Source organism: Pseudomonas sp. G3-39, assembly GCF_054790485.1.
In genome coordinates this window covers 5,091,238-5,115,032 of sequence record NZ_CP186497.1, presented here as the reverse complement: position 1 = coordinate 5,115,032, position 23,795 = coordinate 5,091,238, and the positions used below count along the sequence as shown (strand labels likewise).

23 protein-coding genes are annotated in these 23,795 nt (G+C 59.7%); 14 read left to right on the top strand and 9 right to left on the bottom strand.

Annotated elements, in window-relative coordinates; genetic code table 11:
- The first annotated feature begins 101 nt into the window (after positions 1 to 101).
- The gene (gene quiC, locus ACOYXG_RS23055) at positions 102 to 2,003 is read left to right on the top strand and encodes a 3-dehydroshikimate dehydratase QuiC (RefSeq protein ID WP_460354175.1); all 1,902 of its coding nucleotides are present in this window, start codon (positions 102 to 104) and stop codon (positions 2,001 to 2,003) included.
- Between the two features lie 102 nt (positions 2,004 to 2,105).
- Positions 2,106 to 2,783 carry a TetR family transcriptional regulator gene (locus ACOYXG_RS23050; protein WP_027612854.1) on the top strand — a complete coding sequence of 226 codons (678 nt, stop codon included), beginning with the start codon at positions 2,106 to 2,108 and terminating at the stop codon, positions 2,781 to 2,783.
- Between the two features lie 116 nt (positions 2,784 to 2,899).
- On the opposite strand, the gene ACOYXG_RS23045 is transcribed toward ACOYXG_RS23050, so the two are convergent.
- Both ACOYXG_RS23045 and aroQ read right to left on the bottom strand, forming a co-directional pair.
- The gene (locus tag ACOYXG_RS23045) at positions 2,900 to 3,754 is read right to left on the bottom strand and encodes a shikimate dehydrogenase (protein WP_096795254.1); all 855 of its coding nucleotides are present in this window, start codon (positions 3,752 to 3,754) and stop codon (positions 2,900 to 2,902) included.
- Positions 3,751 to 4,200, bottom strand: a complete 450-nt coding sequence (aroQ, locus tag ACOYXG_RS23040) for a type II 3-dehydroquinate dehydratase (protein ID WP_025108744.1) — start codon at positions 4,198 to 4,200, stop codon at positions 3,751 to 3,753. The genes ACOYXG_RS23045 and aroQ overlap by 4 nt, the downstream gene beginning before the upstream one ends.
- A 330-nt stretch (positions 4,201 to 4,530) precedes the next feature.
- Between aroQ and ACOYXG_RS23035 the strand changes: the two genes are divergently transcribed.
- Positions 4,531 to 4,959 (top strand): DUF4160 domain-containing protein, encoded by a 429-nt coding sequence (locus ACOYXG_RS23035; protein ID WP_097089287.1) that lies wholly within the window; start codon positions 4,531 to 4,533, stop codon positions 4,957 to 4,959.
- Entirely contained in the window at positions 4,956 to 5,402 is a 447-nt protein-coding gene (locus tag ACOYXG_RS23030; protein ID WP_097089285.1) for a DUF2442 domain-containing protein, read from the top strand. The genes ACOYXG_RS23035 and ACOYXG_RS23030 overlap by 4 nt, the downstream gene beginning before the upstream one ends.
- 55 nt (positions 5,403 to 5,457) lie before the next feature.
- On the opposite strand, the gene trmA is transcribed toward ACOYXG_RS23030, so the two are convergent.
- Entirely contained in the window at positions 5,458 to 6,537 is a 1,080-nt protein-coding gene (trmA, locus tag ACOYXG_RS23025; protein WP_027612851.1) for a tRNA (uridine(54)-C5)-methyltransferase TrmA, read from the bottom strand.
- Positions 6,534 to 7,829 (bottom strand): NCS2 family permease, encoded by a 1,296-nt coding sequence (locus ACOYXG_RS23020; protein ID WP_007963748.1) that lies wholly within the window; start codon positions 7,827 to 7,829, stop codon positions 6,534 to 6,536. Before ACOYXG_RS23020 ends, trmA begins: the two co-directional genes overlap by 4 nt.
- A gap of 224 nt (positions 7,830 to 8,053) precedes the next feature.
- Here ACOYXG_RS23020 and ACOYXG_RS23015 point away from each other — a divergent pair, with 224 nt between their 5' ends.
- A complete protein-coding gene (locus ACOYXG_RS23015; protein ID WP_135296611.1) occupies positions 8,054 to 8,503 on the top strand; it encodes a DUF4879 domain-containing protein in 450 nt (149 codons plus the stop codon).
- A gap of 66 nt (positions 8,504 to 8,569) precedes the next feature.
- Positions 8,570 to 9,121, top strand: a complete 552-nt coding sequence (locus ACOYXG_RS23010) for a DJ-1 family glyoxalase III (protein ID WP_460354168.1) — start codon at positions 8,570 to 8,572, stop codon at positions 9,119 to 9,121.
- A gap of 6 nt (positions 9,122 to 9,127) precedes the next feature.
- Here the strand turns inward: ACOYXG_RS23010 and ACOYXG_RS23005 are convergent, their stop codons facing one another.
- Positions 9,128 to 10,366: an MFS transporter gene (locus ACOYXG_RS23005; protein ID WP_258676111.1), complete on the bottom strand. Its 1,239-nt coding sequence runs from the start codon at positions 10,364 to 10,366 to the stop codon at positions 9,128 to 9,130.
- Between the two features lie 529 nt (positions 10,367 to 10,895).
- Here ACOYXG_RS23005 and ACOYXG_RS23000 point away from each other — a divergent pair.
- The 3 genes from ACOYXG_RS23000 (at position 10,896) to ACOYXG_RS22990 (ending at position 13,600) form a co-directional block, all read left to right on the top strand.
- A complete protein-coding gene (locus ACOYXG_RS23000; protein WP_460354165.1) occupies positions 10,896 to 12,338 on the top strand; it encodes a cytochrome ubiquinol oxidase subunit I in 1,443 nt (480 codons plus the stop codon).
- Between the two features lie 3 nt (positions 12,339 to 12,341).
- A complete protein-coding gene (cydB, locus tag ACOYXG_RS22995) occupies positions 12,342 to 13,349 on the top strand; it encodes a cytochrome d ubiquinol oxidase subunit II (protein ID WP_007963753.1) in 1,008 nt (335 codons plus the stop codon).
- An 83-nt stretch (positions 13,350 to 13,432) separates the two neighbouring features.
- Positions 13,433 to 13,600: a DUF2474 domain-containing protein gene (locus ACOYXG_RS22990; protein ID WP_007963754.1), complete on the top strand. Its 168-nt coding sequence runs from the start codon at positions 13,433 to 13,435 to the stop codon at positions 13,598 to 13,600.
- Positions 13,601 to 13,675: 75 nt separating this feature from the next.
- On the opposite strand, the gene ACOYXG_RS22985 is transcribed toward ACOYXG_RS22990, so the two are convergent.
- Complete coding sequence (locus tag ACOYXG_RS22985) at positions 13,676 to 14,800, bottom strand: methyltransferase (protein ID WP_460354161.1); 1,125 nt, start codon at positions 14,798 to 14,800, stop codon at positions 13,676 to 13,678.
- A 150-nt stretch (positions 14,801 to 14,950) separates the two neighbouring features.
- Positions 14,951 to 15,679: a helix-turn-helix transcriptional regulator gene (locus ACOYXG_RS22980; RefSeq protein WP_027612843.1), complete on the bottom strand. Its 729-nt coding sequence runs from the start codon at positions 15,677 to 15,679 to the stop codon at positions 14,951 to 14,953.
- A gap of 330 nt (positions 15,680 to 16,009) precedes the next feature.
- Here ACOYXG_RS22980 and ACOYXG_RS22975 point away from each other — a divergent pair, with 330 nt between their 5' ends.
- The gene (locus ACOYXG_RS22975) at positions 16,010 to 16,786 is read left to right on the top strand and encodes a ferredoxin--NADP reductase (protein ID WP_027612842.1); all 777 of its coding nucleotides are present in this window, start codon (positions 16,010 to 16,012) and stop codon (positions 16,784 to 16,786) included.
- A 43-nt stretch (positions 16,787 to 16,829) separates the two neighbouring features.
- Here the strand turns inward: ACOYXG_RS22975 and mscL are convergent, their stop codons facing one another.
- The gene (mscL, locus tag ACOYXG_RS22970) at positions 16,830 to 17,243 is read right to left on the bottom strand and encodes a large-conductance mechanosensitive channel protein MscL (RefSeq protein WP_027612841.1); all 414 of its coding nucleotides are present in this window, start codon (positions 17,241 to 17,243) and stop codon (positions 16,830 to 16,832) included.
- Between the two features lie 285 nt (positions 17,244 to 17,528).
- Between mscL and katB the strand changes: the two genes are divergently transcribed.
- The 3 genes from katB to radA are packed head-to-tail and all read left to right on the top strand — an operon-like array spanning position 17,529 to position 21,078.
- Positions 17,529 to 19,070: a catalase KatB gene (gene katB / locus ACOYXG_RS22965; protein ID WP_225136368.1), complete on the top strand. Its 1,542-nt coding sequence runs from the start codon at positions 17,529 to 17,531 to the stop codon at positions 19,068 to 19,070.
- A gap of 60 nt (positions 19,071 to 19,130) precedes the next feature.
- Complete coding sequence (locus tag ACOYXG_RS22960) at positions 19,131 to 19,667, top strand: ankyrin repeat domain-containing protein (protein WP_097089277.1); 537 nt, start codon at positions 19,131 to 19,133, stop codon at positions 19,665 to 19,667.
- A 43-nt stretch (positions 19,668 to 19,710) separates the two neighbouring features.
- Positions 19,711 to 21,078, top strand: coding sequence for a DNA repair protein RadA (gene radA / locus ACOYXG_RS22955; RefSeq protein WP_007963764.1), 1,368 nt, complete (start codon positions 19,711 to 19,713; stop codon positions 21,076 to 21,078).
- 111 nt (positions 21,079 to 21,189) lie between these two features.
- On the opposite strand, the gene ACOYXG_RS22950 is transcribed toward radA, so the two are convergent.
- A complete protein-coding gene (locus ACOYXG_RS22950; protein ID WP_027612837.1) occupies positions 21,190 to 21,558 on the bottom strand; it encodes a PilZ domain-containing protein in 369 nt (122 codons plus the stop codon).
- Between the two features lie 159 nt (positions 21,559 to 21,717).
- Here ACOYXG_RS22950 and ACOYXG_RS22945 point away from each other — a divergent pair, with 159 nt between their 5' ends.
- Complete coding sequence (locus tag ACOYXG_RS22945) at positions 21,718 to 23,784, top strand: carbon starvation CstA family protein (RefSeq protein ID WP_007963766.1); 2,067 nt, start codon at positions 21,718 to 21,720, stop codon at positions 23,782 to 23,784.
- Positions 23,785 to 23,795: the final 11 nt, after the last annotated feature.

Below are 23,795 nucleotides of genomic sequence, written 5' to 3'. Positions count from 1 at the left end.
GTACACTTTAAATTGCTGCTGAAGACGATGCAGCCAATAATTTCCTCACGATAAAAAATGATCCCCTGTAAAAAACTGCAGCGCAGTCCGGGAGTAGCAACATGCAGCGTTCCATTGCCACCGTTTCCCTGAGCGGCACCCTGCCGGAAAAGCTCGAAGCCATTGCCGCCGCCGGGTTCGACGGGGTCGAAATCTTCGAAAACGATCTGCTGTATTACGATGGCAGTCCGCGGGAAATCAGGCAGATGTGCGCTGACCTGGGGATCGCCATCACGCTGTTCCAGCCGTTCCGCGATTTTGAAGGCTGCCGCCGTGATCGGCTGGCGCGCAATCTGGAACGGGCCGAGCGCAAATTCGACCTGATGCAGGAACTGGGCACCGATCTGGTGCTGGTCTGCAGCAACGCCTCGGCGGACAGCGTCGGCGACCGGCAGATTCTGGTCGATGACCTGCGGCTGTTGGCCGAACATGCAGGCGCTCGCGGGTTGCGTATCGGCTATGAAGCGCTGGCCTGGGGCCGGCACGTCAATACTTATCAACAGGTCTGGGACATCGTGCGCCAGGCCGATCACCCGGCGCTCGGCGTGCTGCTCGACAGCTTTCACACCTTGTCGCTGAAAGGTGATCCAAGCGCGATTGCCGACATTCCCGGCGACAAGATCTTCTTTGTGCAAATGGCCGACGCGCCGATCCTCGCCATGGACGTCCTGGAGTGGAGCCGGCATTTCCGTTGCTTCCCGGGGCAGGGCGAATTCGATCTGCCGGGGTTCCTCGCGCCGATCATCCAGAGTGGTTACACCGGGCCGTTGTCGCTGGAGATCTTCAACGATGGTTTCCGCGCCGCACCGCCACGGGCCAATGCCGCCGATGGTCTGCGTTCGCTGCTGTATCTGGAAGAGAAAACCCGTCAGCGCCTGGAACAGCAAGCAACGCCGGTGACCAACCGCGAAATCCTCTTCGAAACGCCACAGGCCAGCGAGTACAACGGCATCGAGTTTCTTGAGTTCGCCGTCGACGAAAGCCTTGGCGCCAAACTGAGCAACTGGCTGGAGCGGCTGGGCTTCGTCAAGGCCGGGCAGCACCGCTCCAAGAGCGTGAGCCTGCTGCGTCAGGGCGATATCAACCTGATCCTCAACGCCGAACCGTACTCGTTCGGCCACAGTTTCTTCGAGGCCCATGGCCCGTCGCTGTGTGCCACCGCTGTGCGGGTCAAGGACAGCGCCAGCGCCCTCGCTCGTGCGGTCGCTTACAAGGGCCAGCCCTATCGCGGCCTGGTCGGCCCCAACGAACTGGAACTGGCCGCGGTGCGTGCGCCGGACGGCAGCCTGATTTATCTGGTGGATGAAGCGGCGGATGTCTATGGCACCGACTTCAATCTGCTGCCGAACGCTCAGGCCCGTGGCGGCCTCAAGCGCATCGATCACATGGCCATGGCGCTGCCGGCCGACAGCCTCGACAGCTGGGTGCTGTTCTACAAGAGCCTGCTGGATTTCGAGGCCGACGATGAAGTGGTACTGCCCGATCCGTACGGTCTGGTGAAGAGCCGAGCGCTGAGAAGTCGCGACAGTTCGATCCGCTTGCCGCTGAATATCTCGGAGAACCGAAACACTGCGATCTCTCACGCACTGTCGAGTTATCGCGGCTCCGGTGTGCATCACATCGCCTTCGATTGTGATGACATCTTCGCCGAAGTCAGCCGCGCCAAAGAGGCTGGCGTGCCGTTGCTGGATATCCCGCTCAACTATTACGACGACCTCGCCGCGCGCTTCGATTTCGACGACGAGTTCCTCAGCGAGCTGGCGTACTACAACGTGCTCTACGACCGCGACGCGCAGGGCGGCGAGTTGTTCCACGTGTACACCGAGCCGTTCGAGGGACGCTTTTTCTTCGAGATCATCCAGCGTAAAAACGGTTATGCCGGTTATGGTGCGGCGAACGTCGCGGTCCGTCTGGCGGCGATGGCCAAATCACGCAGCGGTGCGGCGCGCCAGGCGAAGTTGTAGGAATTTCGTAAACGCGGGATTAAACACGAGCCGCGTGGCTTCCTTCACTGTGCAGCGCGGCCCATAATCGCCAACCTGTGCAGTGATGGCCGTGAGCCCGCAATGACAATGACTTCAGAACTCCCCGCCGCTCCCGTCGAATCCGGTATCGAGCCGCGCAAGAGTCGCAAGAACAACCCGGAAAAAACCCGCGAGAACATCCTGCAGGAGGCGATCGTCGAGTTCGTCCAGCAGGGCTTGTCCGGCGCCCGCGTCGACGCGATCGCCGAGCGTATCCACACCTCCAAACGCATGATCTATTACTACTTCGGCAGTAAGGAGCAGTTGTACGTCGAGGTGCTGGAGAAGCTTTACGGCGACATCCGCAGCACCGAAAACCGCCTGCACCTGGCCGAGTTGCCGCCGGTGGTGGCGATCCGTCGACTGGTGGAATTCACCTTCGATCACCACGACCGCAACGTCGATTTCGTGCGCATCGTCTGTATCGAAAATATTCACAACGCCGAGTTCGTGAAGCGTTCGGACACGATCAAGGCGATGAACAATACGATCCTCGATTCACTGGGCGAGATTTTGCGTCGCGGTGCCGAGGAGGGTGTCTTCCGCGCCGGGCTGGACGCGCTGGATGTGCACCTGTTGATCAGCTCGTTCTGCTTCTATCGCGTCTCGAACCGCCATACGTTCGGTGAGATCTTTCAGATCGACCTGCCGGACGAAAGCATCAAGCAGCGTCATCGCGAGATGATCTGCGAGTCGGTGTTGCGCTACTTGCAGCCGTGACACTTACCCATTGTGGGAGCGGGCTTGCTCGCGAAGGCGGCATGTCAGCCTATACATCTGGCGCCTGACACACCGCTTTCGCGAGCAAGCCCGCTCCCACAGGTTCCTTTTGAGCTTCAGCCATTCATGCTTTGAAAATGCGCCAGCATCCGCTGTGCGTCCGGCACCACGCCGCTGAACAATTCAAACGCCTTCACCGCTTGAAACACCGCCATGTTGCCGCCATCTAGCGTGCGGCAACCCAAGGCGCGGGCGTTGCGCAGCAGTTCGGTTTCCAGCGGGAAGTAAACGATCTCCGCGACCCACAATTCCTTGCGCAGCAGTTCCACTGGCACCGGCATGCCCGGCAGTTTGGCCATGCCCATCGGCGTGGTATTCACCAGACCATCGGCCTGATTCAGCGTGCCCGGCAGATCACGCCCGGCCACCGCGCGGCCTGAGCCGAAATGCTGGTTGAGGTTGTTCGCCAGACTCTCGGCGCGCTCGCGGTCGACATCGAAAATACTCAGCTGCTGTACGCCTTCGCTCAACAACGCGTGGGCCACTGCCGCTCCCGCACCGCCGGCACCCATCTGGACGACACGCTCACGGGCGACATCCTGCAAGCCGCGACGAAAACCTTCGGCAAAACCCAGGCAGTCGGTGTTGTGGCCGATGCGTTTGCCGTCCTTGAGCACCACGGTGTTGACCGCGCCGATGCCCCGGGCTTCCGGGGACAGTTCGTCGAGCAGCGGGATGATCGCCTGCTTGCACGGGAAAGTAATGTTCAGGCCGGTGTAGTTCATCCGCTCGGCCGCCTGCAGCAAGTCGGGCAGGGCGTTGCTGTCCAGATGCAACTGATCGAGATCAATCAGCCGATACAGGTAGCGCAAGCCTTGGGCGTCGCCCTCATGTTCATGCAGTGCTGGCGTGCGCGAGGCTTGAATACCCGCACCGATCAGGCCAGCCAGTATTACCGGTTTACGGGTCATGCTGCGCGCCCCTTCAGTCGCTGACTGAAATGCTCCAGGGCCAGGCGATAGCCATGGCTGCCGAAGCCGCACATCACCGCCGTGGCGATGGCCGAGACAAACGAGTGGTGGCGGAACGGCTCACGCGCATGCACGTTGGACAGGTGCACTTCGATCACCGGCAACTCACTGGCCACCAGCGCGTCGCGGATTGCCACCGAGGTGTGTGTCCACGCCGCCGGGTTGATCACGATCCCGGCGCAGCGGCCGCGTGCCGCATGAATCCAGTCGAGCAATTCGCCTTCGTGATTGGTCTGGCGAAACTCCACGGCCAGGCCGAATTCTTCGGCAGCGCGGCCGCACAGAGCAGAAATATCAGCCAGGGTTTCGTGACCGTAGGTTGCCGGTTCACGAGTGCCGAGCAGGTTCAGGTTCGGGCCGTTGAGCACCAGAACGATAGGGGGCATGGGGGCAAACTCCACTTATTGTTTTTGGCTTGGGCCGAAGGTTTCAGCCTGTGGAGGTAAAATGTACCAGATGGTTACCATGGTCAATTGAACTGATTTAACCCGATGGTTTTGTGTTCGGTGATCGCACAAAAGCTACATCGCATTCAGATTTTCCGAATTGTATCGACAGTTTTGCTTACGTTTTTTTTCGAAGATGCAGCGCTTCCTCATCCGTGCCGACGCTAGTCTGAATTTGGTGAAAGGCATTGAGGTGCTGTGCAGCACCGGCCGTCGGATTTGAAAGGAAAATCAAATCCTGAAACTTATTAACCTAACGGATGGGTTAGCATGAAAGTATGCAACTACAGGGAATTGTCGATAAGCATCATGTTGCGAGATGAGCATTGCCCGCCACATGTTCACGTTAATGCAGGCGCCTGGAATGCCCGATTTCAGTTCAGTTTCTGGCACAACGACATTGAACTGTGGGATGTCGTGCCGCTTTCACGTCGACCGCCGCTGGCGGTGCTGGAAGGATTGTGTCGATCACTGGGGCAACCTGCTCATCTGCGTCGCGCACGAGGGATCTGGTGGTCAGGCTTGCAGACAGTTTGTCTCGACAATCAGGTGTGGGACTGCGAGTCAAACGAAGTCCCCGTGATGAAACCGGTCACCGCTACGACCTACAGGATCAGTTCGACGCGCTATGAACCAGAAGCAGACAAGACTGTTCTGACATTGCTCGGCAAACTGGCAGGAGTTGAAATCGATTTATGAAAGTCATCAAGGCAAAGCCGTCCGTACATCGTCCGCTGACGGAAGAAATGCTCGATGCCGCGATAAAACGTGGCGAAGCGCGCCAAGCTAGCAGCTTGCAGGCTGTTTCTGTGACCTTTGAAAGCCCGTCTCTGGTCATTCGTTTTGAAGACGGCAGCGGTGTGTTGCTACCGGTGAGCCAGTATTCGGAGTTCGACGGGTTTGATTCAGACGATTATGCGAACCTGACAGTCGGCTATGCAGGCACTGCGCTTTGCCACGAGGGCAAAGACCTCGACGTTTCCATCTCCGGAATGATTTCGGCGAGCCCGTCACTCATGAGGATGGCGGCTTCGGTGGTTGCGTCGCGTAACGGTCGTCAAAGCAGTGCGGCAAAATCCGAAGCTGCACGAGCAAATGGCAAGAAGGGCGGGCGTCCACGTAAGACCGACACTGCACCGTAAGCACCCACAAAAAAGCCGTCAATCAAGACGGCTTTCTCGTACCCGGCATTCGCCATCAACGCCGGGTCAGCAACACCCCGGACTCCATGTGATGCGTCCACGGGAACTGGTCGAACATCGCGCAGCGGGTGATGCGATGCGTGTCGTGCAGTTGGGCGATGTTGGCGGCCAGGGTTTCCGGGTTGCAGGAGATGTACAGGATGTTGTCGAAGCGCCGGGTCAGCTCGCAGGTGTCCGGGTCCATGCCGGCGCGCGGCGGGTCGACGAATACGCTGCCGAACTCGTAGCTCTTCAGGTCGATTCCTTGCAGGCGACGGAACGGGCGCACTTCGTTCAGCGCTTCGGTCAGCTCTTCGGCGGACAGGCGCACCAGCGTGACGTTATCCACAGCGTTTTCGCTGAGGTTGCTCAGTGCGGCGTTGACCGAGGTCTTGCTGATCTCGGTGGCCAGCACTTTGCGCACACGGGTGGCGAGCGGCAGGGTGAAGTTGCCGTTGCCGCAATACAGCTCCAGCAGATCGTCGGGACGATCGCCCAATGCTTCATAGGCCCAGTTGAGCATCTTCTGGTTCACCGTGCCATTGGGCTGGGTGAATGCGCCTTCCGGCTGGCGGTAGCTGAAGGTGCGACCACCGACTTCGAGTTTCTCCACCACGTAATCGTGGCCGATGACTTCGCGCTTGCCCTTGGAGCGGCCGATGACGCTGACGTTGAGATCAGCCGCCAACTTCGACGCGGCCGCATGCCAGTGTTCGTCCAGCGGACGGTGATAGCACAGGGTAATCATCGCATCGCCGGCCAGGGTGGTCAGGAACTCCACCTGGAACAGCTTGTGGCTCAGCGCCGAACTGGCCTGCCATGCCGCCTTGAGCTGCGGCATCAACTGGTTGATGCGCAGGCTGGCAATCGGGAACTCTTCGATCAGGATCGGCGTGCGTTTGTCGTCCTGGGAAAACATCGCGTAGTGCCGCTCACCGGCCTCGCGCCACAGGCGAAATTCCGCGCGCAGGCGGAAGTTCTGCAGCGGCGAGTCGAACACGGTCGGCTCTGGTGCATCGAACGGGGCCAGCAGGTCACGCAAACGCGTGACCTTGTCTTCGAGCTGAGTGGCGTAGGCCTGGGAATCGAAAGTCATGCGTTGAACCAACCCAACTTGATCACAAACAGAATCGACAGAATCACCAGCGCCGGGTTCAGCTCACGGGCGCGGCCCGACAGCAGCTTGATCACGGTCCAGGAGATGAAACCGAAGGCGATGCCGTTGGCGATCGAGTAGGTGAACGGCATGGCCAGCGCGGTGACCACGACCGGTGCGGCGACGGTGATGTCTTCCCAGTCTATTTCCGCCAGACCGGAAGTCATCAGCACGGCGACGAACAGCAACGCCGGTGCGGTGGCGAAGGCTGGCACGCTGGCCGCCAGTGGCGAGAAGAACAGCGCCAACAGGAACAGGATCGCCACGACGATCGCCGTCAGACCGGTCCGCCCGCCAGCGCTCACGCCGGCAGCGGATTCGATGTAGCTGGTGGTGGTCGAAGTACCCAGCAGCGAGCCGGCCATCGCCGCGGTGCTGTCGGCGATCAGTGCGCGACCCATTTTCGGCATGTGGCCGTCCTTGCCCATCAAGCCGGCGCGTTTGGCGACGCCGATCAGGGTGCCGGAGTTGTCGAACAGGTCGACGAACAGGAAGGCGAAGATCACGCTGACCAGACCAATGTCCAGTGCGCCCTTGATGTCCAGTTGCATGAAGGTCGGGGCCAGCGAAGGTGGCATCGAGGTCACGCCGCCGAACGGGGTGAAGCCCATGGCGATGGAAATGATGGTCACTGCCAGAATGCCGATCAGCACTGCGCCGCGCACTTTCAGCGCTTCGAGGGCGACGATCAGGGCGAAGCCGAGGGTGGCGAGAATCGGCGCCGGGGCTTTCAGGTCACCGAGGCCGACCATGGTCGCCGGGTTGCTGACCACGATGCCCGCGTTGTGCAGGGCGATCAGCGCCAGGAACAGGCCGATACCGGCGGCAATCGCCGAGCGCAGCGGCAGCGGGATGCTGTTGATGATCCATTCGCGGATGCGGAAGATCGACAGCAGGAAGAAGCACACTGCCGAGATGAACACCGCGCCCAGCGCCACTTGCCAGGTGTGGCCCATGTGCAGGACCACGGTGTAAGTGAAGAAGGCATTCAGGCCCATGCCTGGCGCGAGGGCGATCGGGTAGTTGGCGATCAGGCCCATGATGGTCGAGCCGATGGCGGCTGCCAGACAGGTGGCAACGAACACTGCGCCCTTGTCCATGCCGGTCTCGCCGAGGATGCTCGGGTTGACGAACAGAATGTAGGCCATGGCCAGGAAGGTCGTGACGCCCGCCAGAATCTCGGTACGCACGTTGGTGTTGTGTGCCTTGAGTTGAAACAGCCTTTCCAGCATGTCTGCTCCCCGTGGCGCGCGCGGCGCCGTGAATGTATCGACCTCAACAGCAAAGCACAGACCGTCGCAAGCGCCTGGGATTTTGTGGTGGGCCGGAAAAAGCCGCGCATCATACCAGCAGCGTGAGGAATATGGCGGTTGTTGGTGCCGAACGTCGTCGAAGTTTTGCCACAGGGCCAACTGCGCCATACTGCGCGCTGAATTTTTTAGGGAAATACGATCACATGGGCAAGCGCTGGATAAAGGCTTTGGGGGTAATGGCCGGGCTGATGGTCGGGTCGACGGCGGCGCTGGCAGCCTCGGCGCCACCATTGACTGAAGTGAAGGTGATCAAGGTTCAATCGCCGGCCTGTGGTCTGGAAGACATCGGCGATAACCAGCCGCAAACCCAATGCGATCACAGCGGCCCGAGCATCAAGGTGTTCGTGCTGGAAATCGGCTATGGTCAGAACCAGCCGCATGCCACGCTGGACGGTTTTGAAGTCAACGGCACCCGGGCGCCGGTGTGCGCCTTTGATAACGGCAACCTGACTGAGTGCAAGCCCGGTAGCAACACCGTCGGCTCACTGTATACCTTTGATCTGGCGGGCAAGCAGGAAGGTACCTTCACCTTCAGTAACACCTCGATCAACGCGCCACGCAACACCCTGTCGGCCCAGCTTTACATCAAGTAACGGCGGTCATCGAACAGGCAGGGCAAAGCTGGCTACGCTTTAAAGATCACCCAGCGGATAGCGCCCATGACCTTTAGAGCCCTGATTACCCTCGCCGAGGGCATCGATGATCTGCAAAGCGTAACCCTGATCGACGTGCTGCGCCGCGCCGGCGTCGAAGTCGTGGCGGCCAGCATCGAAGGCCGGCGCATGCTGACCTGCGCGCGCGGTACGCGCCTGACAGCGGACGGCATGCTGGTTGATGTATTGGCGCAGACCTTCGACCTGATCGTCCTGCCCGGTGGTGCCGTCGGCGCCCAACATCTCGCGGCGCATCAGCCGCTGCAGCAATTGCTCAAGGACCAGGCCAGCGCCGGCCGCCTGTTCGCCGCCATCGGCGAAGCCCCAGCCATCGCCCTGCAAGCCTCAGGTGTATTGCGCCAACGGCGCATGACCTGCCTGCCGAGTGCCAGCCATCAACTGTCGGGCTGTACGTTTGTTGATCAACCGGTGGTGGTCGACGGCAATTGCATCACCGCCCAGGGCTCCGGCGCCGCACTGGCCTTTGCCCTGACGCTGGTTGAGCAGCTTGGTGGCAAGGCATTGCGGGTGAAAGTGGCGGGGGAGATATTGGTTTGACGAGCCTCAGACCTTCGCCTCTTCCACCGGCACATGCATCCGGTCGCGGTTGGCCAGGGTCGGGAACAGTTTGATCCACGTTCCGGTGACCACCAGCGTGCCGATCCCGCCCATCACCACCGCCGGGACGGTGCCGAACCAGTGCGCGGTGAGGCCGGATTCGAATTCGCCCAACTGGTTCGAGGCGCCGATGAACAGGCCGTTCACCGCGCTGACCCGGCCGCGCATTTCGTCCGGGGTTTCCAGTTGCACAAAGGAGGCGCGGATCACCATGCTGATCATGTCCGCCGCGCCGAGCACCACCAGCACCGCCAGCGAGAACCAGAACGAGGTCGACAGACCGAAGGCGATGGTTGCGACGCCGAACACGCCAACGGCGGTGAACATCACCCGGCCAACGTTGCGTTCGACGGAGAACCGGGCGAGGAACAGTGACATCCCCAACGCGCCAACCGCCGGCGCCGAACGCAGCAGCCCCAGGCCCCACGGCCCGGTGAGCAAGATGTCCTTGGCGAACACCGGCAGCAACGCGGTAGCGCCACCGAGCAACACCGCGAACAGATCCAGCGAGATCGCCCCGAGGATGTCCGGGCGGCTGCGAATGAAGCGGATGCCCGCCAACAACGAATCCAGTGTGGCTTTGCCTTTGTTCAGCGGCGTCTGTCGTGCGGGCAGGTTGAGCATCAAGGTGCAGGCGATGACGTAGAGCAATACCGTCGGGCCATAGACCCAGACACTGCCGAACGCGTAAAGCAGGCCACCGAGGGCCGGGGCGACAATGGTGGCTGACTGTTGAGCCGATTGCGCTGCGGCGACCGCCCGTGGAAACAGGGCGCTGGGTACGATGCTCGGCAGCAGCGCCTGGGTCGTCGGCATTTCGAAGGAGCGCGCCGCACCGAGCAGGAAGGCGAGGATAAAGATCATTTCCCGGGTGACGTGGTCGGTCGCACTGCCGATGGCCAGTGCCAAGGCAATCAACGCCTGCAACGACTGACAGATCGCCGCAACACGGCGCCGGTCATAGCGGTCGGCGACATGCCCGGTGTGCAGCATGAACAGCACCCGTGGCGCGAACTCGACCAGCCCGACCAGACCCAGGTCGAGCACGTTGCCGGTGAGTTGATACAGATTCCAGCCGATCGCCACGGTAAGCATCTGAAAGCCACTGGCGGTAAAGATCCGGGCGAACCAGAACGCAAGAAAAGGACGATGGTGACGTAACAGCAGGGGCTCTTGGCTGGGCATCTGAAGGCAGGTCTGGCTCTTGGGGGAACCGCGAGGTTATCACCAGTCTGTAACAGGAAGTTGCTATGACAAAAAATTTAGTTAGCCAGACATCTATCGCTCCCTGGCATACCTCATCTCAATGTGGTGAGGGGATTTATCCCCGATCGGCTGCGCAGCAGTCGTAAAAAATTGACGACGCAACGAAACATCAGGGGCTGCTTCGCCGCCCATCGGGGATGAATCCCCTCGCTACAGGTCGTGCCGCTCTGGGGATGTATTTCAGAACGTTGCCCAGGCAATGAGGCAACTTGTCACGCGGCAAACGACCACGCCGTTCTTCGTCGGAAATGGGACTACTCTTTTAACGTTGCTTGATCCAGATCAAGACCCTCCCGGGCCATGCTCTGGTGGCCCGTTGGCCAGACTCCCTGCGTTGCGATGGCTGTTAAAAAAGAACGAATCAGAATTCGCCGCACTCCATATCCGTGGGGGCAGTAGGCAGGGGCCACAAGCCCCAATGCCGGTATTACCTGACAGAGGAAGACTTATGTTCGGTTTAGAGGCACTCGATCTCGCCCGAATTCAGTTCGCGTTCACCATCTCGTTCCACATCCTGTTCCCGGCCATCACCATTGGTCTGGCGAGCTACCTGGCGGTGCTTGAAGGGTTGTGGTTGAAAACCCATAACGACACTTACCGGGATCTCTACCACTTCTGGTCGAAAATCTTTGCCGTCAACTTCGGCATGGGTGTGGTCTCCGGTCTGGTCATGGCTTACCAGTTCGGCACCAACTGGAGCCGTTTCTCGGACTTCGCCGGTTCCGTCACCGGACCGTTGCTGACCTACGAGGTGCTCACGGCGTTCTTTCTCGAGGCCGGTTTCCTCGGGGTGATGCTGTTCGGCTGGAACAAGGTCGGACGCAAACTGCACTTCTTCTCCACGGTGATGGTGGCGATCGGCACGCTGATCTCGACGTTCTGGATTCTCGCTTCTAATAGCTGGATGCAGACGCCGCAAGGCTTCGAGATCGTCAACGGTCAAGTGATCCCGACCGACTGGCTGGCGATCATCTTCAACCCGTCGTTCCCGTATCGTCTGATGCACATGGCGACCGCTGCGTTCGTCGCCACGGCCTTCTTCGTCGGTTCGTCGGCGGCCTGGCACCTGCTGCGCGGCAGGGACAACCCGGCGATTCGCACCATGTTGTCGATGGCGATGTGGATGGCGCTGATCGTGGCGCCGATCCAGGCGGTCATTGGCGACTTCCATGGCCTCAATACGCTTGAGCACCAGCCAGCGAAAATCGCTGCGATCGAAGGCCACTGGGAAAACAAAGGCAACGAAGCGACGCCGTTGATCCTGTTCGGCTGGCCGGACATGAAGGAAGAGAAAACCAAGTTCGCCGTGGAGATCCCGTACCTCGGCAGCCTGATCCTAACCCACTCGCTGGACAAGCAAGTGCCGGCGCTCAAGGAGTTCCCGCCTGAAGACCGGCCGAATTCGACCATTGTGTTCTGGTCGTTCCGGATCATGGTCGGTCTCGGCTTCCTGATGATCTTCACCGGTCTGTGGAGCCTGTGGCTGCGCAAGCGCGATTCGCTCTACACCTCGCGGCCGTTCCTGTATCTGGCGCTGTGGATGGGGCCGTCCGGCCTGATCGCGATCCTCGCTGGCTGGTTCACCACTGAAATCGGTCGGCAGCCGTGGGTGGTCTACGGGCTGATGCGCACGGCGGATGCTTCGTCCAATCACAGTTTCATGCAGATGAGCATCACCCTGATCATGTTCGTCGTGGTGTATTTCGCGCTGTTCGGTGCGGGGCTTGGCTACATGATGCGCCTGGTGCGCAAAGGGCCGAAAACCGACGAAGGCAAGGAAACCAACGAAGGTGGTCCTGGCCAGAAACGCACTCCGGCTCGGCCGTTGTCCGCAGCCGATGATGAAGGTACCGACGCCGACTCGCAGCGCAGCCTGGAAAAGGAGATTTGACTCATGGGTATTGATCTTCCGCTGATCTGGGCCGTGATCATCATCTTCGGCATCATGATGTACGTGGTCATGGACGGCTTCGACCTGGGGATCGGGATTCTCTTCCCGTTCATCCCGGGCAAGACCGACCGTGACGTGATGATGAACACCGTCGCCCCGGTTTGGGACGGCAATGAAACCTGGCTGGTACTGGGCGGCGCGGCGTTGTTCGGCGCGTTCCCGCTGGCCTATTCGGTGGTGCTGTCGGCGCTGTACCTGCCGTTGATCTTCATGCTGATCGGCCTGATTTTCCGCGGCGTGGCGTTCGAGTTCCGCTTCAAGGCCAAGGACGACAAGCGTCACCTGTGGGACAAGGCGTTCATCGGCGGTTCGGTGGCGGCGACGTTCTTCCAGGGCGTGGCACTGGGGGCTTTCATCGACGGTTTGCCGGTGGTCAATCGGCAATACGCCGGCGGTTCACTGGACTGGCTGACACCGTTCACCCTGTTCTGCGGCGCCGCGCTGGTGGTGGCCTATGCCTTGCTCGGTTGCACCTGGTTGATCATGAAGACCGAAGGCAAGTTGCAGGAGCAGATGCACAACCTCGCGCGGCCGCTGGCATTCGTGCTGTTGGCGGTGATCGGCATCGTCAGTCTGTGGACGCCGCTGGCTCACCCCGAGATCGCGACACGCTGGTTCAGCATGCCGAACCTGTTCTGGTTCATGCCGGTGCCGATTCTGGTGCTGGTGACGCTGTACGGGCTGATCCGCGCGGTGGCGCGCAATGCCAACTACATGCCGTTCCTGCTGACCCTGGTGCTGATATTCCTCGGCTACAGCGGTCTGGGCATCAGCCTGTGGCCGAACATCGTGCCGCCGTCGATCTCGATCTGGGACGCCGCCGCACCGCCGCAAAGCCAGGGCTTCATGCTGGTCGGTACGCTGTTCATCATCCCGTTCATCCTGGGTTACACCTTCTGGAGCTATTACGTGTTCCGCGGCAAGGTCACCCATGAAGACGGTTACCACTGATCTCTCGCTCTGCTCACCCTGTGAGAGCAAGCCTTCTCGCGGTGGCGTCCTCAGCGACGCCATCGCCCAAGAGGAACGATGCAATGAACGGCAAACATTCCCTGCACGAGATTGAAGAAGCCGAAAAAAAGCCGCTGTGGCAGCGGCTCGGCTGGTTGGCCCTGATCTGGATCGGTAGCGTCGGCGCGCTGTTCATTGCCGCCAGCCTGATGCGCCTGTTCATGAACGCGGCCGGCCTGACCACACACTGAAACATCCCGTCCCGCTGCCCTTGGGCACGGTTTTATGACCCTCTGTACCGCGGAGGGTTTTTTTTGCCTGACGCTTTACTTGCGTGCTTTGAGAATCACGAATTTCGGTGTGGCTGCCACTTGCTCGACGCCACGGAACAGCCGCGCCAGCTTGCTGTGATAGCCCAGGTGCCGGTTGCCGACGATGTACAACGCACCGCCCACCACCAGCGCCTCGCGGGCTTGCTGGAACATGCGCCAGGCGAGGAAGTCGCCGACCACCTGTTGTTGATGGAACGGCGGATTGCACAGCACTACGTCCAGCGATTGCGGCTCCTGGCCGGCCAGACCATCGCCAGCGCGCACGAGCACTTCGCGCTCGCCCAGCGCGGCGCGCCAGTTCTCGGCGGCCGATTGCACGGCCATGAACGATTCGTCGACCAGCGTGTAGTGCGCGTCGGGGTTGTGCAGGGCGCTGGCGATGGCCAGGACGCCGTTACCGCAACCAAGGTCGGCGACCCGGGCGCTGCCGAGGTTTTTTGGCAAGTGCGGGAGGAAGGCCCGGGTGCCGATGTCCAGACCTTCACGGCAGAACACGTTGGCGTGGTTGAGCAATTCGATGGCCGGCTCGTCCAGTTGATAACGCGAAGGGTAGGGCGAGGTCGCCGGGGCTTTGGCTTCAGGCGTTGCGATCAACAGGCGAGCTTTCTTCACCGCCAGTGAAGCCTGTACCGGGCCAATGTAACGCTCCAGCAGATCACCGGCTGCGCGCGGCAAATGCTTGACCATGGCCGCTGCCACCACTTCGGCGCCGGGTGCCAGTAGCCCTTGCAGGCGGATCAGTTGCTCTTCCAGCAATGCCAGCGTCTTGGGCACGCGGATCAGCACCCGGTCGAACGGCCCGATCAACGGCTGACTGGCCGCAATCCCGCGCACGGCATCAAATGCCAGGCCGTTGCGTACCAGATTCTTTTCCAGTCCCTGGAATGCGAGAAATGAGTCGCCACTGCTGCTGACCTGAACCTTGCCCGCCAGACTCGCCGCCAGCGCTCCGAAGCTGTCATTGAGTACCAACACCCGGGTGTCTGCCGTCGGTTGTTGCGCGGCCAGATGATTGAGCAGGTATTCGTCAGCCGCATCGAACGCTTGCAGAGGTTCATTCTGCTGCTCGGGCTGGCGGATCAGGTCGAGTTGGGCAAAGGGTGTTTCGAGCAAGGGCATCGGGCGAGAACTCTGGTTATTCAACGGGTGGCCCGCAGCCCAGGGCGTCGCGCGGCGGAACCATCCGAGTGGACTGCGGCGTGCGGCGCACGTCATCACTCAGGAAGGTTGCAAATGGTACGTTTTTTTCCGTTGAAATACTCGCAGCTTTTAGTGGGCGGGCATGTCGAGAAGGCCGCAACTCTTGGCGGCAATGACCGCAGAAATCTTGTTGCAGACGTTCAGTTTGAGAATCACGTTTTGCACGTGGTAATTCACCGTCCGCTCGCTCAGGCAGAGGATCCTGGCAATCTCATAGGCCGTCTTGCCGAGCGCCGAGAGCTTGAGCACTTCCAGTTCTCGCGGTGAAAGGCGTGGGGGGACGGGCTTTTTGGCCGGTTTGGGCAAGGTTTTGGCGAACAGGTCACTCAGGTGGCTGGTTGCGTAAAACATATAGCCAAAATGCTCGTATAACTCGAGCGGACTTAATGGACCGTTTTTCCTGGCAAGGCTCAGGGTGCTGCACAGCCCGCTGTCTTCGTGGTGGAACGACTGGGACCAACCGTGTCGCAACCCATGCCTCTGTTGCGCGTCCCACAGCGACAAGGTTTGCGAAAACACGTCCTCGGTCCAGACAATCGGCAGCATTGAATGACTGCAGTGTGCTACTACCGGGTCGATTTTTCTGTAGTTTTGTCTTTCATAAAGTTGGTTCCACTCTTTCGGATAGTTATTGATTTGCAAGGTCTTTAAGTCAGCGTTCCGATTGTTTGATGTCAATGAGATGGCACAAAAATTGAAGCCAATATTTTGAGCGAATCGCAGCAGGATCGGATAAGCGGTCTCTATTTCTCTTGCGAAAGTCAGTTGCTTTAATTGCGACTCCTTCCACATTTCCATCACTCACTCTCCATGAGTCGTTCGTCGGGTGCTTTTTATGGATCCAATCGGATCCTGCACGCAACCGAGTGTAGGACAGGTCTTACAAATGGCGTTGAATTTTTTTGCTCTTGGAGGGGGCGGTTAGTTGCTGGAAAGGTTATTAGTCATCAATAACGCGTTGGATTTAACCTGTCATTCAATCGGACTTTGAATAAAGCTGTATTAACGGCATTTGGGTTTAATTCTCATTTTTTCGGGCGGTCTGAACGGTAAACCACTACAAAAACAGTGGTGTTTATGCTCTGAGTTTGCGCGAGACTGTCAGGGTCTTTTCCGTGGAGTGCCCCCATGACTGTCAGCGCAGATAAATTTACTGCCCAGACCTTGCTCGACGTGCAGCCTTTGACCCCCAGTCTGTTTACCCTGCGCACCACGCGCGATACGGGCTTCAGGTTTCGCGCGGGACAATTCGCTCGCCTGGGGGTGACAAAGGCTGATGGCAGCACGGTCTGGCGTGCTTACTCGATGGTCTCTTCACCCTTCGACGAGTTTCTCGAGTTCTTCTCCATCGTGGTGCCAGGTGGCGAATTCACCAGTGAACTGAGCCGGTTGCAGGTCGGCGATACCCTGCTGGTGGAACGCCAGGCCTTTGGTTACCTGACGCTGGATCGGTTTGTCGACGGTCGGGATTTGTGGCTGTTATCCACCGGGACCGGGGTTGCGCCGTTTCTGTCGATTCTGCAGGACTTCGAAGTGTGGGAGCGATTCGAGCGGATCATTCTGGTGTACAGCGTGCGCGAAGCGCGGGAACTGGCCTATCAGTCGTTGATTGCAGAACTGTCCGAGCGTGATTACCTGGCAGAACACGCCCATAAACTGCAGTTCATTCCCACCGTTACCCGAGAAAAGGTTCCTGGTGCCTTGCATGGCCGTATTACCAGCCTGATTGAAAGCGGCGAGCTGGAGCGTGAAGCCGGCGTTGAACTGGCCCCCGAGCACTCGCGCGTCATGCTGTGCGGCAATCCGCAGATGATCGACGACACCCGGGCACTGCTGAAGAAACGCCACATGAGCCTGAGCCTGACGCGGCGGCCGGGACAGGTGGCGGTGGAAAACTACTGGTAAAAAAAACGGCGCCATCAGGCGCCGTTCTTTATTCATCAAGCAGTCAAGGCCGATTGTTCTGGGCCTTGAGCAGATCGCGGATCTCACCGAGCAACTCTTCTTCCTTGGTCGGAACCGGTGGCAGGGAAGGGGCTACGGCTTCTTCGCGTTTAAGGCGGTTGATGGCTTTGACACCCATGAAGATCGCGAAGGCGACGATCACGAAGTCCAGAATGCTCTGGATGAATTTACCGTAAGCCATGACCACGGCAGGGGCGTTGCCCTCGGCGGCTTTAAGCGTGATGGCCAGATCACTGAAGTCCACCCCTCCGATCAACAGGCCGATTGGCGGCATGATCACGTCGCCGACAAACGACGAAACAATTTTGCCAAAGGCGGCACCGATGATGATACCGACGGCCATGTCGACCACATTGCCTTTGACCGCGAAGGCCTTGAACTCACTAAGCACGCCCATAGGTTATTTCCTTGTTACAGATGAGGTTGGTGTACGCAGTGTAAATCAGCAAACGCGTCCTGCGCGAAACACCTTCTTACAATGCCCGTTTTTATCGACCGATAAATCTGCAATTAGTTTGCAAAGTGCCACTAATCGCGCGCGAAATACGCCGTAACACGCTGATCGGGAAGCCAAAATTTTCAATCGTCGGGTTACGAACTTTCTATTTATGTTCGCGGACTTAGCCCTCTAGCCTCTGGTTGGCGCACCTGGATGCGCCCAAAAGAACCAGAGGAACCTGATATGAATTCCACCCTTGGACTGGGGGCTTTTCCCCATCGCCGTACGCTCGGCGTACTCACCGCCAGCCTGTTGACCTTCTCCGTGCACGCCGCGCCCCTGACCCGGGATAATGGTGCAGCGGTGGGCGACAATCAGAACTCGCAAACCGCCGGCGCCAACGGCCCGGTGCTGCTGCAAGACGTGCAACTGATCCAGAAACTCCAGCGTTTCGACCGTGAGCGCATTCCCGAGCGTGTGGTGCATGCCCGCGGTACCGGTGCCCATGGCACGTTCACCGTGACCAACGACCTCAGCGACCTGAGCAAGGCCAAGGTATTCGCTGCCGGGCAGGTGACGCCAGTGTTCGTGCGCTTCTCCGCAGTGGTTCACGGTAACCATTCCCCGGAAACCCTGCGCGATCCACGGGGCTTTGCCACCAAGTTCTACACCGCTGATGGCAACTGGGACCTGGTCGGCAACAACTTCCCGACCTTCTTCATTCGCGACGCGATCAAGTTTCCGGACATGGTTCATGCGTTCAAACCCGATCCACGCACCAACCTTGACGATGACTCGCGTCGTTTCGACTTCTTCTCCCACGTGCCGGAAGCCACTCGCACGCTGACCGAGCTGTATTCCAATTCGGGTACTCCAGCCAGTTATCGGGAAATGGACGGTAATGGCGTGCATGCCTACAAGTTGGTTAACGCCAAAGGCGAAGTGCACTATGTGAAGTTCCACTGGAAAAGTTTGCAGGGCATCAAAAACCTGACACCTGAACAGGTCGAGAAAGTTCAGGGCAAAGATTACAGTCATATGACTAATGATCTGGTCAGTCATATCAACAAGGGTGATTTCCCGAAATGGGACTTGTACATCCAAGTGCTGAATCCACAAGATTTGTCCAAGTTTGATTTCGATCCATTGGACGCTACCAAAATCTGGCCGAATGTTCCTGAGCGAAAAGTTGGACAAATGGTGTTGAACCGTAATCCGGCCAATGTATTCCAGGAAACCGAACAAGTTGCCATGGCCCCGGCCAATGTTGTGCCGGGTATCGAACCTTCAGAAGATCGTCTGTTGCAAGGTCGAGTGTTTTCTTATGCCGATACGCAGATGTATCGCCTGGGTGCAAACGGCCTGCAACTTCCGATCAATGCGCCAAAAGTTGCGGTCAACAATGGCAATCAGGACGGTGCGATGAACTTCGGTGCCACGGCGTCTGGCGTGAACTATCAGCCAAGCCGCCTGCAACCGCGTGAAGAGCCGCAAAGCGCGCGTTACAGCCAGCTGGCACTGTCGGGCAGCACCCAGCAGGCGAAGATTCAGCGTGAGCAGAACTTCAAACAGGCCGGGGATCTGTATCGCTCGTTCAGCCAGCAGGAGCGTCAGGACCTGATCACCAGCTTCGGCGGTTCGCTGGCGACCACCGATGACGAGAGCAAGCACATCATCCTGTCCTTTCTTTATAAGGCAGATCCGGAATACGGCACCGGTGTGACCAAAGTGGCCAAGGGTGATCTGAGCCGGGTCAAGGCGCTGGCAGCGAAACTGGTCGACTGATCTCGACGCCATGCAACGCGGGGCCTGATTCAGGCCCCGTTCTGCCCAAGGAGAGCGTTTATGCGTGCCTTTCTTTTACTGTTGCTCGGTTGCCTGTCATTTACAGCGCTGGCCGAACAGAACCCCGAGGCGATCAAGGCGCAGTTGCAGGATTACTATTTCGATGCCGCCCGGCGTGGTGATGTGCCGATGCTCGAGACCTTTATCGAGTCCGGTTATTCCCTCGATACCCGCGACAGCAAGGGCTACACCGCTTTGATTCTGGCGGCGTATCACGGCCAGGGTGCGGCAGTTGACCGGTTACTGGCGGCGGGCGCTGATGCCTGCGCGCAGGACCAACGTGGCAACACAGCGCTGATGGGCGCGATTTTCAAAGGCGAGATGCAGATTGCTCGAAGGCTGATGGCCACCGATTGCAGCCCCGATCAGCGCAACGGCGCAGGCCAGACTGCGGCGATGTACGCCGGGTTGTTCAAGCGCATCGAACTGCTCGACGCGCTCAAGGCCAAGGGCGCCGATCTTAATGCCGAAGACCCGCTGGGCAACAGCGCCGCGCGTCTGGCCAACGGCGAAATCCGTACCGCCGCGCCGCGCTGAGCGGTGGCTGCGTTATCATCGCGGTTTTTGCCGGGGGATCCAGATGGCCAAGGCCAAGCGCATGTACGGCTGCACCGAGTGCGGCGCAACCTTTCCCAAGTGGGCGGGCCAGTGCGGCGAGTGCGGCGCCTGGAACACCCTGACCGAAACCATGATCGAAAGCGGCGGGGCCACGGCGCCCACCGGGCGTACCGGCTGGGCCGGGCAGCAAGCGCAGATCAAGACCCTGGCCGAAGTCAGCATCGAGGAGATCCCGCGCTTCTCCACCGCGTCCGGTGAGCTGGATCGGGTTTTGGGTGGCGGTCTGGTCGATGGCTCGGTGGTGCTGATAGGTGGTGATCCGGGCATCGGCAAGTCGACGATTCTGTTACAGACCCTGTGCAACCTCGCCAAGAGCATGCCGGCGCTGTACGTCACCGGCGAAGAATCCCAGCAGCAAGTGGCAATGCGCGCCCGGCGTCTGGGGCTGCCACAGGATCAACTGCGGGTGATGACCGAAACCTGCATCGAAACCATCATCGCCACCGCCCGTCAGGAAAAACCCAAGGTGATGGTGATCGACTCGATCCAGACCATTTTCACCGAACAGTTGCAATCAGCGCCGGGTGGCGTCTCGCAGGTACGTGAGAGTGCGGCGCTGCTGGTGCGTTATGCCAAGCAGAGTGGCACGGCGATCTTCCTCGTCGGTCACGTCACCAAGGAAGGCGCATTGGCAGGCCCAAGGGTTCTCGAACACATGGTCGACACCGTGCTGTATTTCGAAGGCGAATCCGATGGCCGTTTGCGTTTGTTGCGGGCGGTGAAAAACCGTTTCGGTGCGGTCAATGAACTGGGCGTGTTCGGCATGACCGACAAGGGCCTGAAAGAAGTCTCCAACCCTTCGGCGATTTTTCTCACCCGTGCCCAGGAAGAAGTCCCGGGCAGTGTGGTGATGGCCACCTGGGAAGGCACCCGGCCGATGCTGGTGGAAGTGCAGGCGTTGGTCGATGACAGCCATCTGGCCAATCCACGGCGCGTGACGTTGGGCCTTGATCAGAACCGATTGGCGATGTTGTTGGCGGTATTGCACCGTCACGGTGGTATTCCGACTCACGACCAGGACGTGTTCCTCAACGTGGTCGGCGGGGTGAAGGTGCTGGAGACCGCGTCCGACCTGGCGTTGATGGCGGCGGTGATGTCGAGCCTGCGCAACCGGCCGTTGCCGCATGATCTGCTGGTGTTTGGCGAAGTCGGTTTGTCCGGCGAGGTGCGTCCGGTGCCGAGCGGCCAGGAGCGCTTGAAGGAAGCGGCCAAGCATGGCTTCAAACGGGCGATCGTGCCCAAGGGCAATGCACCGAAAGAGGCGCCGCCGGGGTTGCAGATCATTGCCGTGACCCGGTTGGAACAGGCGCTCGACGCATTGTTCGAATAGTCCTGTGGGAGCGGGCTTGCCCGCGAAAGCGGTGTGTCAGTCGAAATCAATGTTGATTGACACGGCTTCTTCGCGGGCAAGCCCGCTCCCACAGGGGATTTGTATTGATGGCTAGATTTCGATCAGGGCGCCGAGTTCGCGCTCAAGCTCGGCTTCGTCAGCCAGGTTGAGCTCGATCAACCGTCGCAAGCGCTGGATCGACTCCAGACTGATGTGCCGGCAGACGAAGCCTAGTTGTCCGTGATCTTCGTGAGCCAGGTGTACATCCATCTCGATATCGACATCATCGCTCAGATGAATGTTGACGAAGAAATCCTGCTCCCTATCCCCAAGCCACGGCTCCGGCCGTTCGATCAGCAGCCCTTTGAGCGACAGATCGATCAACTTCACCGGCCAGATGAATTGACCCTGACTCAGCTCGGTTCTGGCATCGAACGCAATACGTTTGAAGCGACGGCGATTGGCTGGGTGTTCGCTCATGGCGCAATCCTCGGAAGAGTTCGCTGACTATAGACCCGACCGTTGGGTGGCTGCCAATCGACAAGCCGTCTAGACCAACGTCGGGGTATGGCCTTTGGCGCCGTAAGCGCTAAACTCGGGGTGGCTGTCTTTCTTGTCCACCCTGGCTGGAATAATAAAATGAAAAATAATAATAGCCTGCTACGCCACTTACCCTGGCTAGTGCTGGCAATCGTAGGAGCGTGCGCCCTGGGCGTAGTGGCATTGCGCCGAGGAGAGGCGATCAACGCCTTGTGGATCGTGGTCGCGGCCGTGGCCATTTATCTGGTCGCGTACCGTTACTACAGCCTGTTCATCGCCAACAATGTGATGCAACTGGATCCGCGTCGGGCCACCCCCGCCGTGCTCAACAACGACGGTCTGGACTATGTGCCGACCAACAAACACATTCTTTTCGGTCACCACTTCGCCGCGATCGCGGGCGCCGGACCTCTGGTCGGCCCGGTATTGGCGGCGCAGATGGGTTATCTGCCCGGCACGCTGTGGCTGATTGCCGGGGTGGTGCTGGCGGGTGCGGTGCAGGACTTCATGGTCCTGTTCATGTCGACCCGGCGCAACGGCCGTTCCCTGGGCGACATGGTGCGTGAAGAAATGGGCCGCATCCCCGGCACCATCGCCCTGTTCGGCTGCTTCCTGATCATGATCATCATCCTCGCGGTGCTGGCGCTGATCGTGGTCAAGGCACTGGCAGAGAGCCCATGGGGCATCTTCACCGTGATGGCGACCATCCCGATCGCGATGTTCATGGGCATCTACATGCGCTACATCCGCCCGGGCCGCATCGGCGAGATCTCGGTCATCGGTGTGTTGCTGCTGCTCGGTTCGATCTGGCTCGGTGGGCAGATTGCCGCTGATCCGGTGTGGGCCAAGGCCTTCAGCTTCACCGGCGTGCAAATCACCTGGATGCTGATCGGTTACGGCTTCGTCGCCGCCGTGTTGCCGGTGTGGCTGATCCTCGCGCCACGCGACTACCTGTCGACGTTCCTCAAGATCGGCACCATCATCGCCCTGGCGATCGGCATTCTGGTGACCATGCCCGAGCTGAAAATGCCGGCGCTGACCCAGTTCGTCGACGGCACCGGCCCGGTGTGGAAGGGCGGTCTGTTCCCGTTCCTGTTCATCACCATCGCTTGCGGTGCGGTGTCCGGCTTCCACGCACTGATCTCTTCGGGCACCACGCCGAAGTTGCTGGATAACGAAACCAACGCGCGTTACATCGGTTACGGCGGCATGCTGATGGAATCGTTCGTGGCGATCATGGCCATGGTTGCCGCTTCGGTGATCGAGCCGGGCGTGTACTTCGCCATGAACAGCCCGGCCGCCGTGGTCGGCGGTGACGTCGCATCGGTGGCGCAGATGGTCAGCAGCTGGGGCTTCGCGATCACGCCGGAGGCGCTGCAAGCCGTGGCTCACGACATCGGCGAAACCACCATCCTCGCCCGTGCCGGCGGCGCGCCGACCCTGGCGGTCGGTATCGCGCAGATCCTGCACAGTGTCCTGCCGGGTGAAAACACCATGGCGTTCTGGTACCACTTCGCGATTCTGTTCGAAGCGCTGTTCATCCTGACCGCTGTAGACGCCGGCACCCGTGCCGGGCGCTTCATGCTGCAGGACCTGCTCGGCTCCTTCGTTCCGGCGCTCAAGCGCACCGAATCGTGGACTGCCAACCTGATCGCCACCGCCGGTTGTGTGGCGATGTGGGGCTGGTTGCTGTATCAGGGCGTGATCGATCCGCTGGGCGGCATCAACACCCTGTGGCCGCTGTTCGGTATCTCCAACCAGATGCTGGCCGGTATCGCGCTGATGCTCGGCACCGTGGTCCTGATCAAGATGAAGCGCCAGCGCTACATCTGGGTCACCCTGCTGCCAGCCGCCTGGCTGCTGATCTGCACCACCACTGCAGGCTTCATCAAGCTGTTCGACGCCAACCCGGCGATCGGCTTCCTGTCGCTGGCCAAGAAGTACAGCGATGCCCTGGCCGCCGGGCAAGTCATTGCCCCGGCCAAGAGTATCGAGCAGATGCAGCACGTGATCTTCAACGCCTACACCAACGCAACGCTCACTGCGCTGTTCCTGTTCGTGGTCTTCAGCATCCTGTTCTATGCGCTCAAGGTCGGCATCGCTGCCTGGGGCAAAAAAGAGCGAACGGATAAAGAATCGCCATTCCAGGCCCTGCCGGACGCGTAACCAGAGGATTG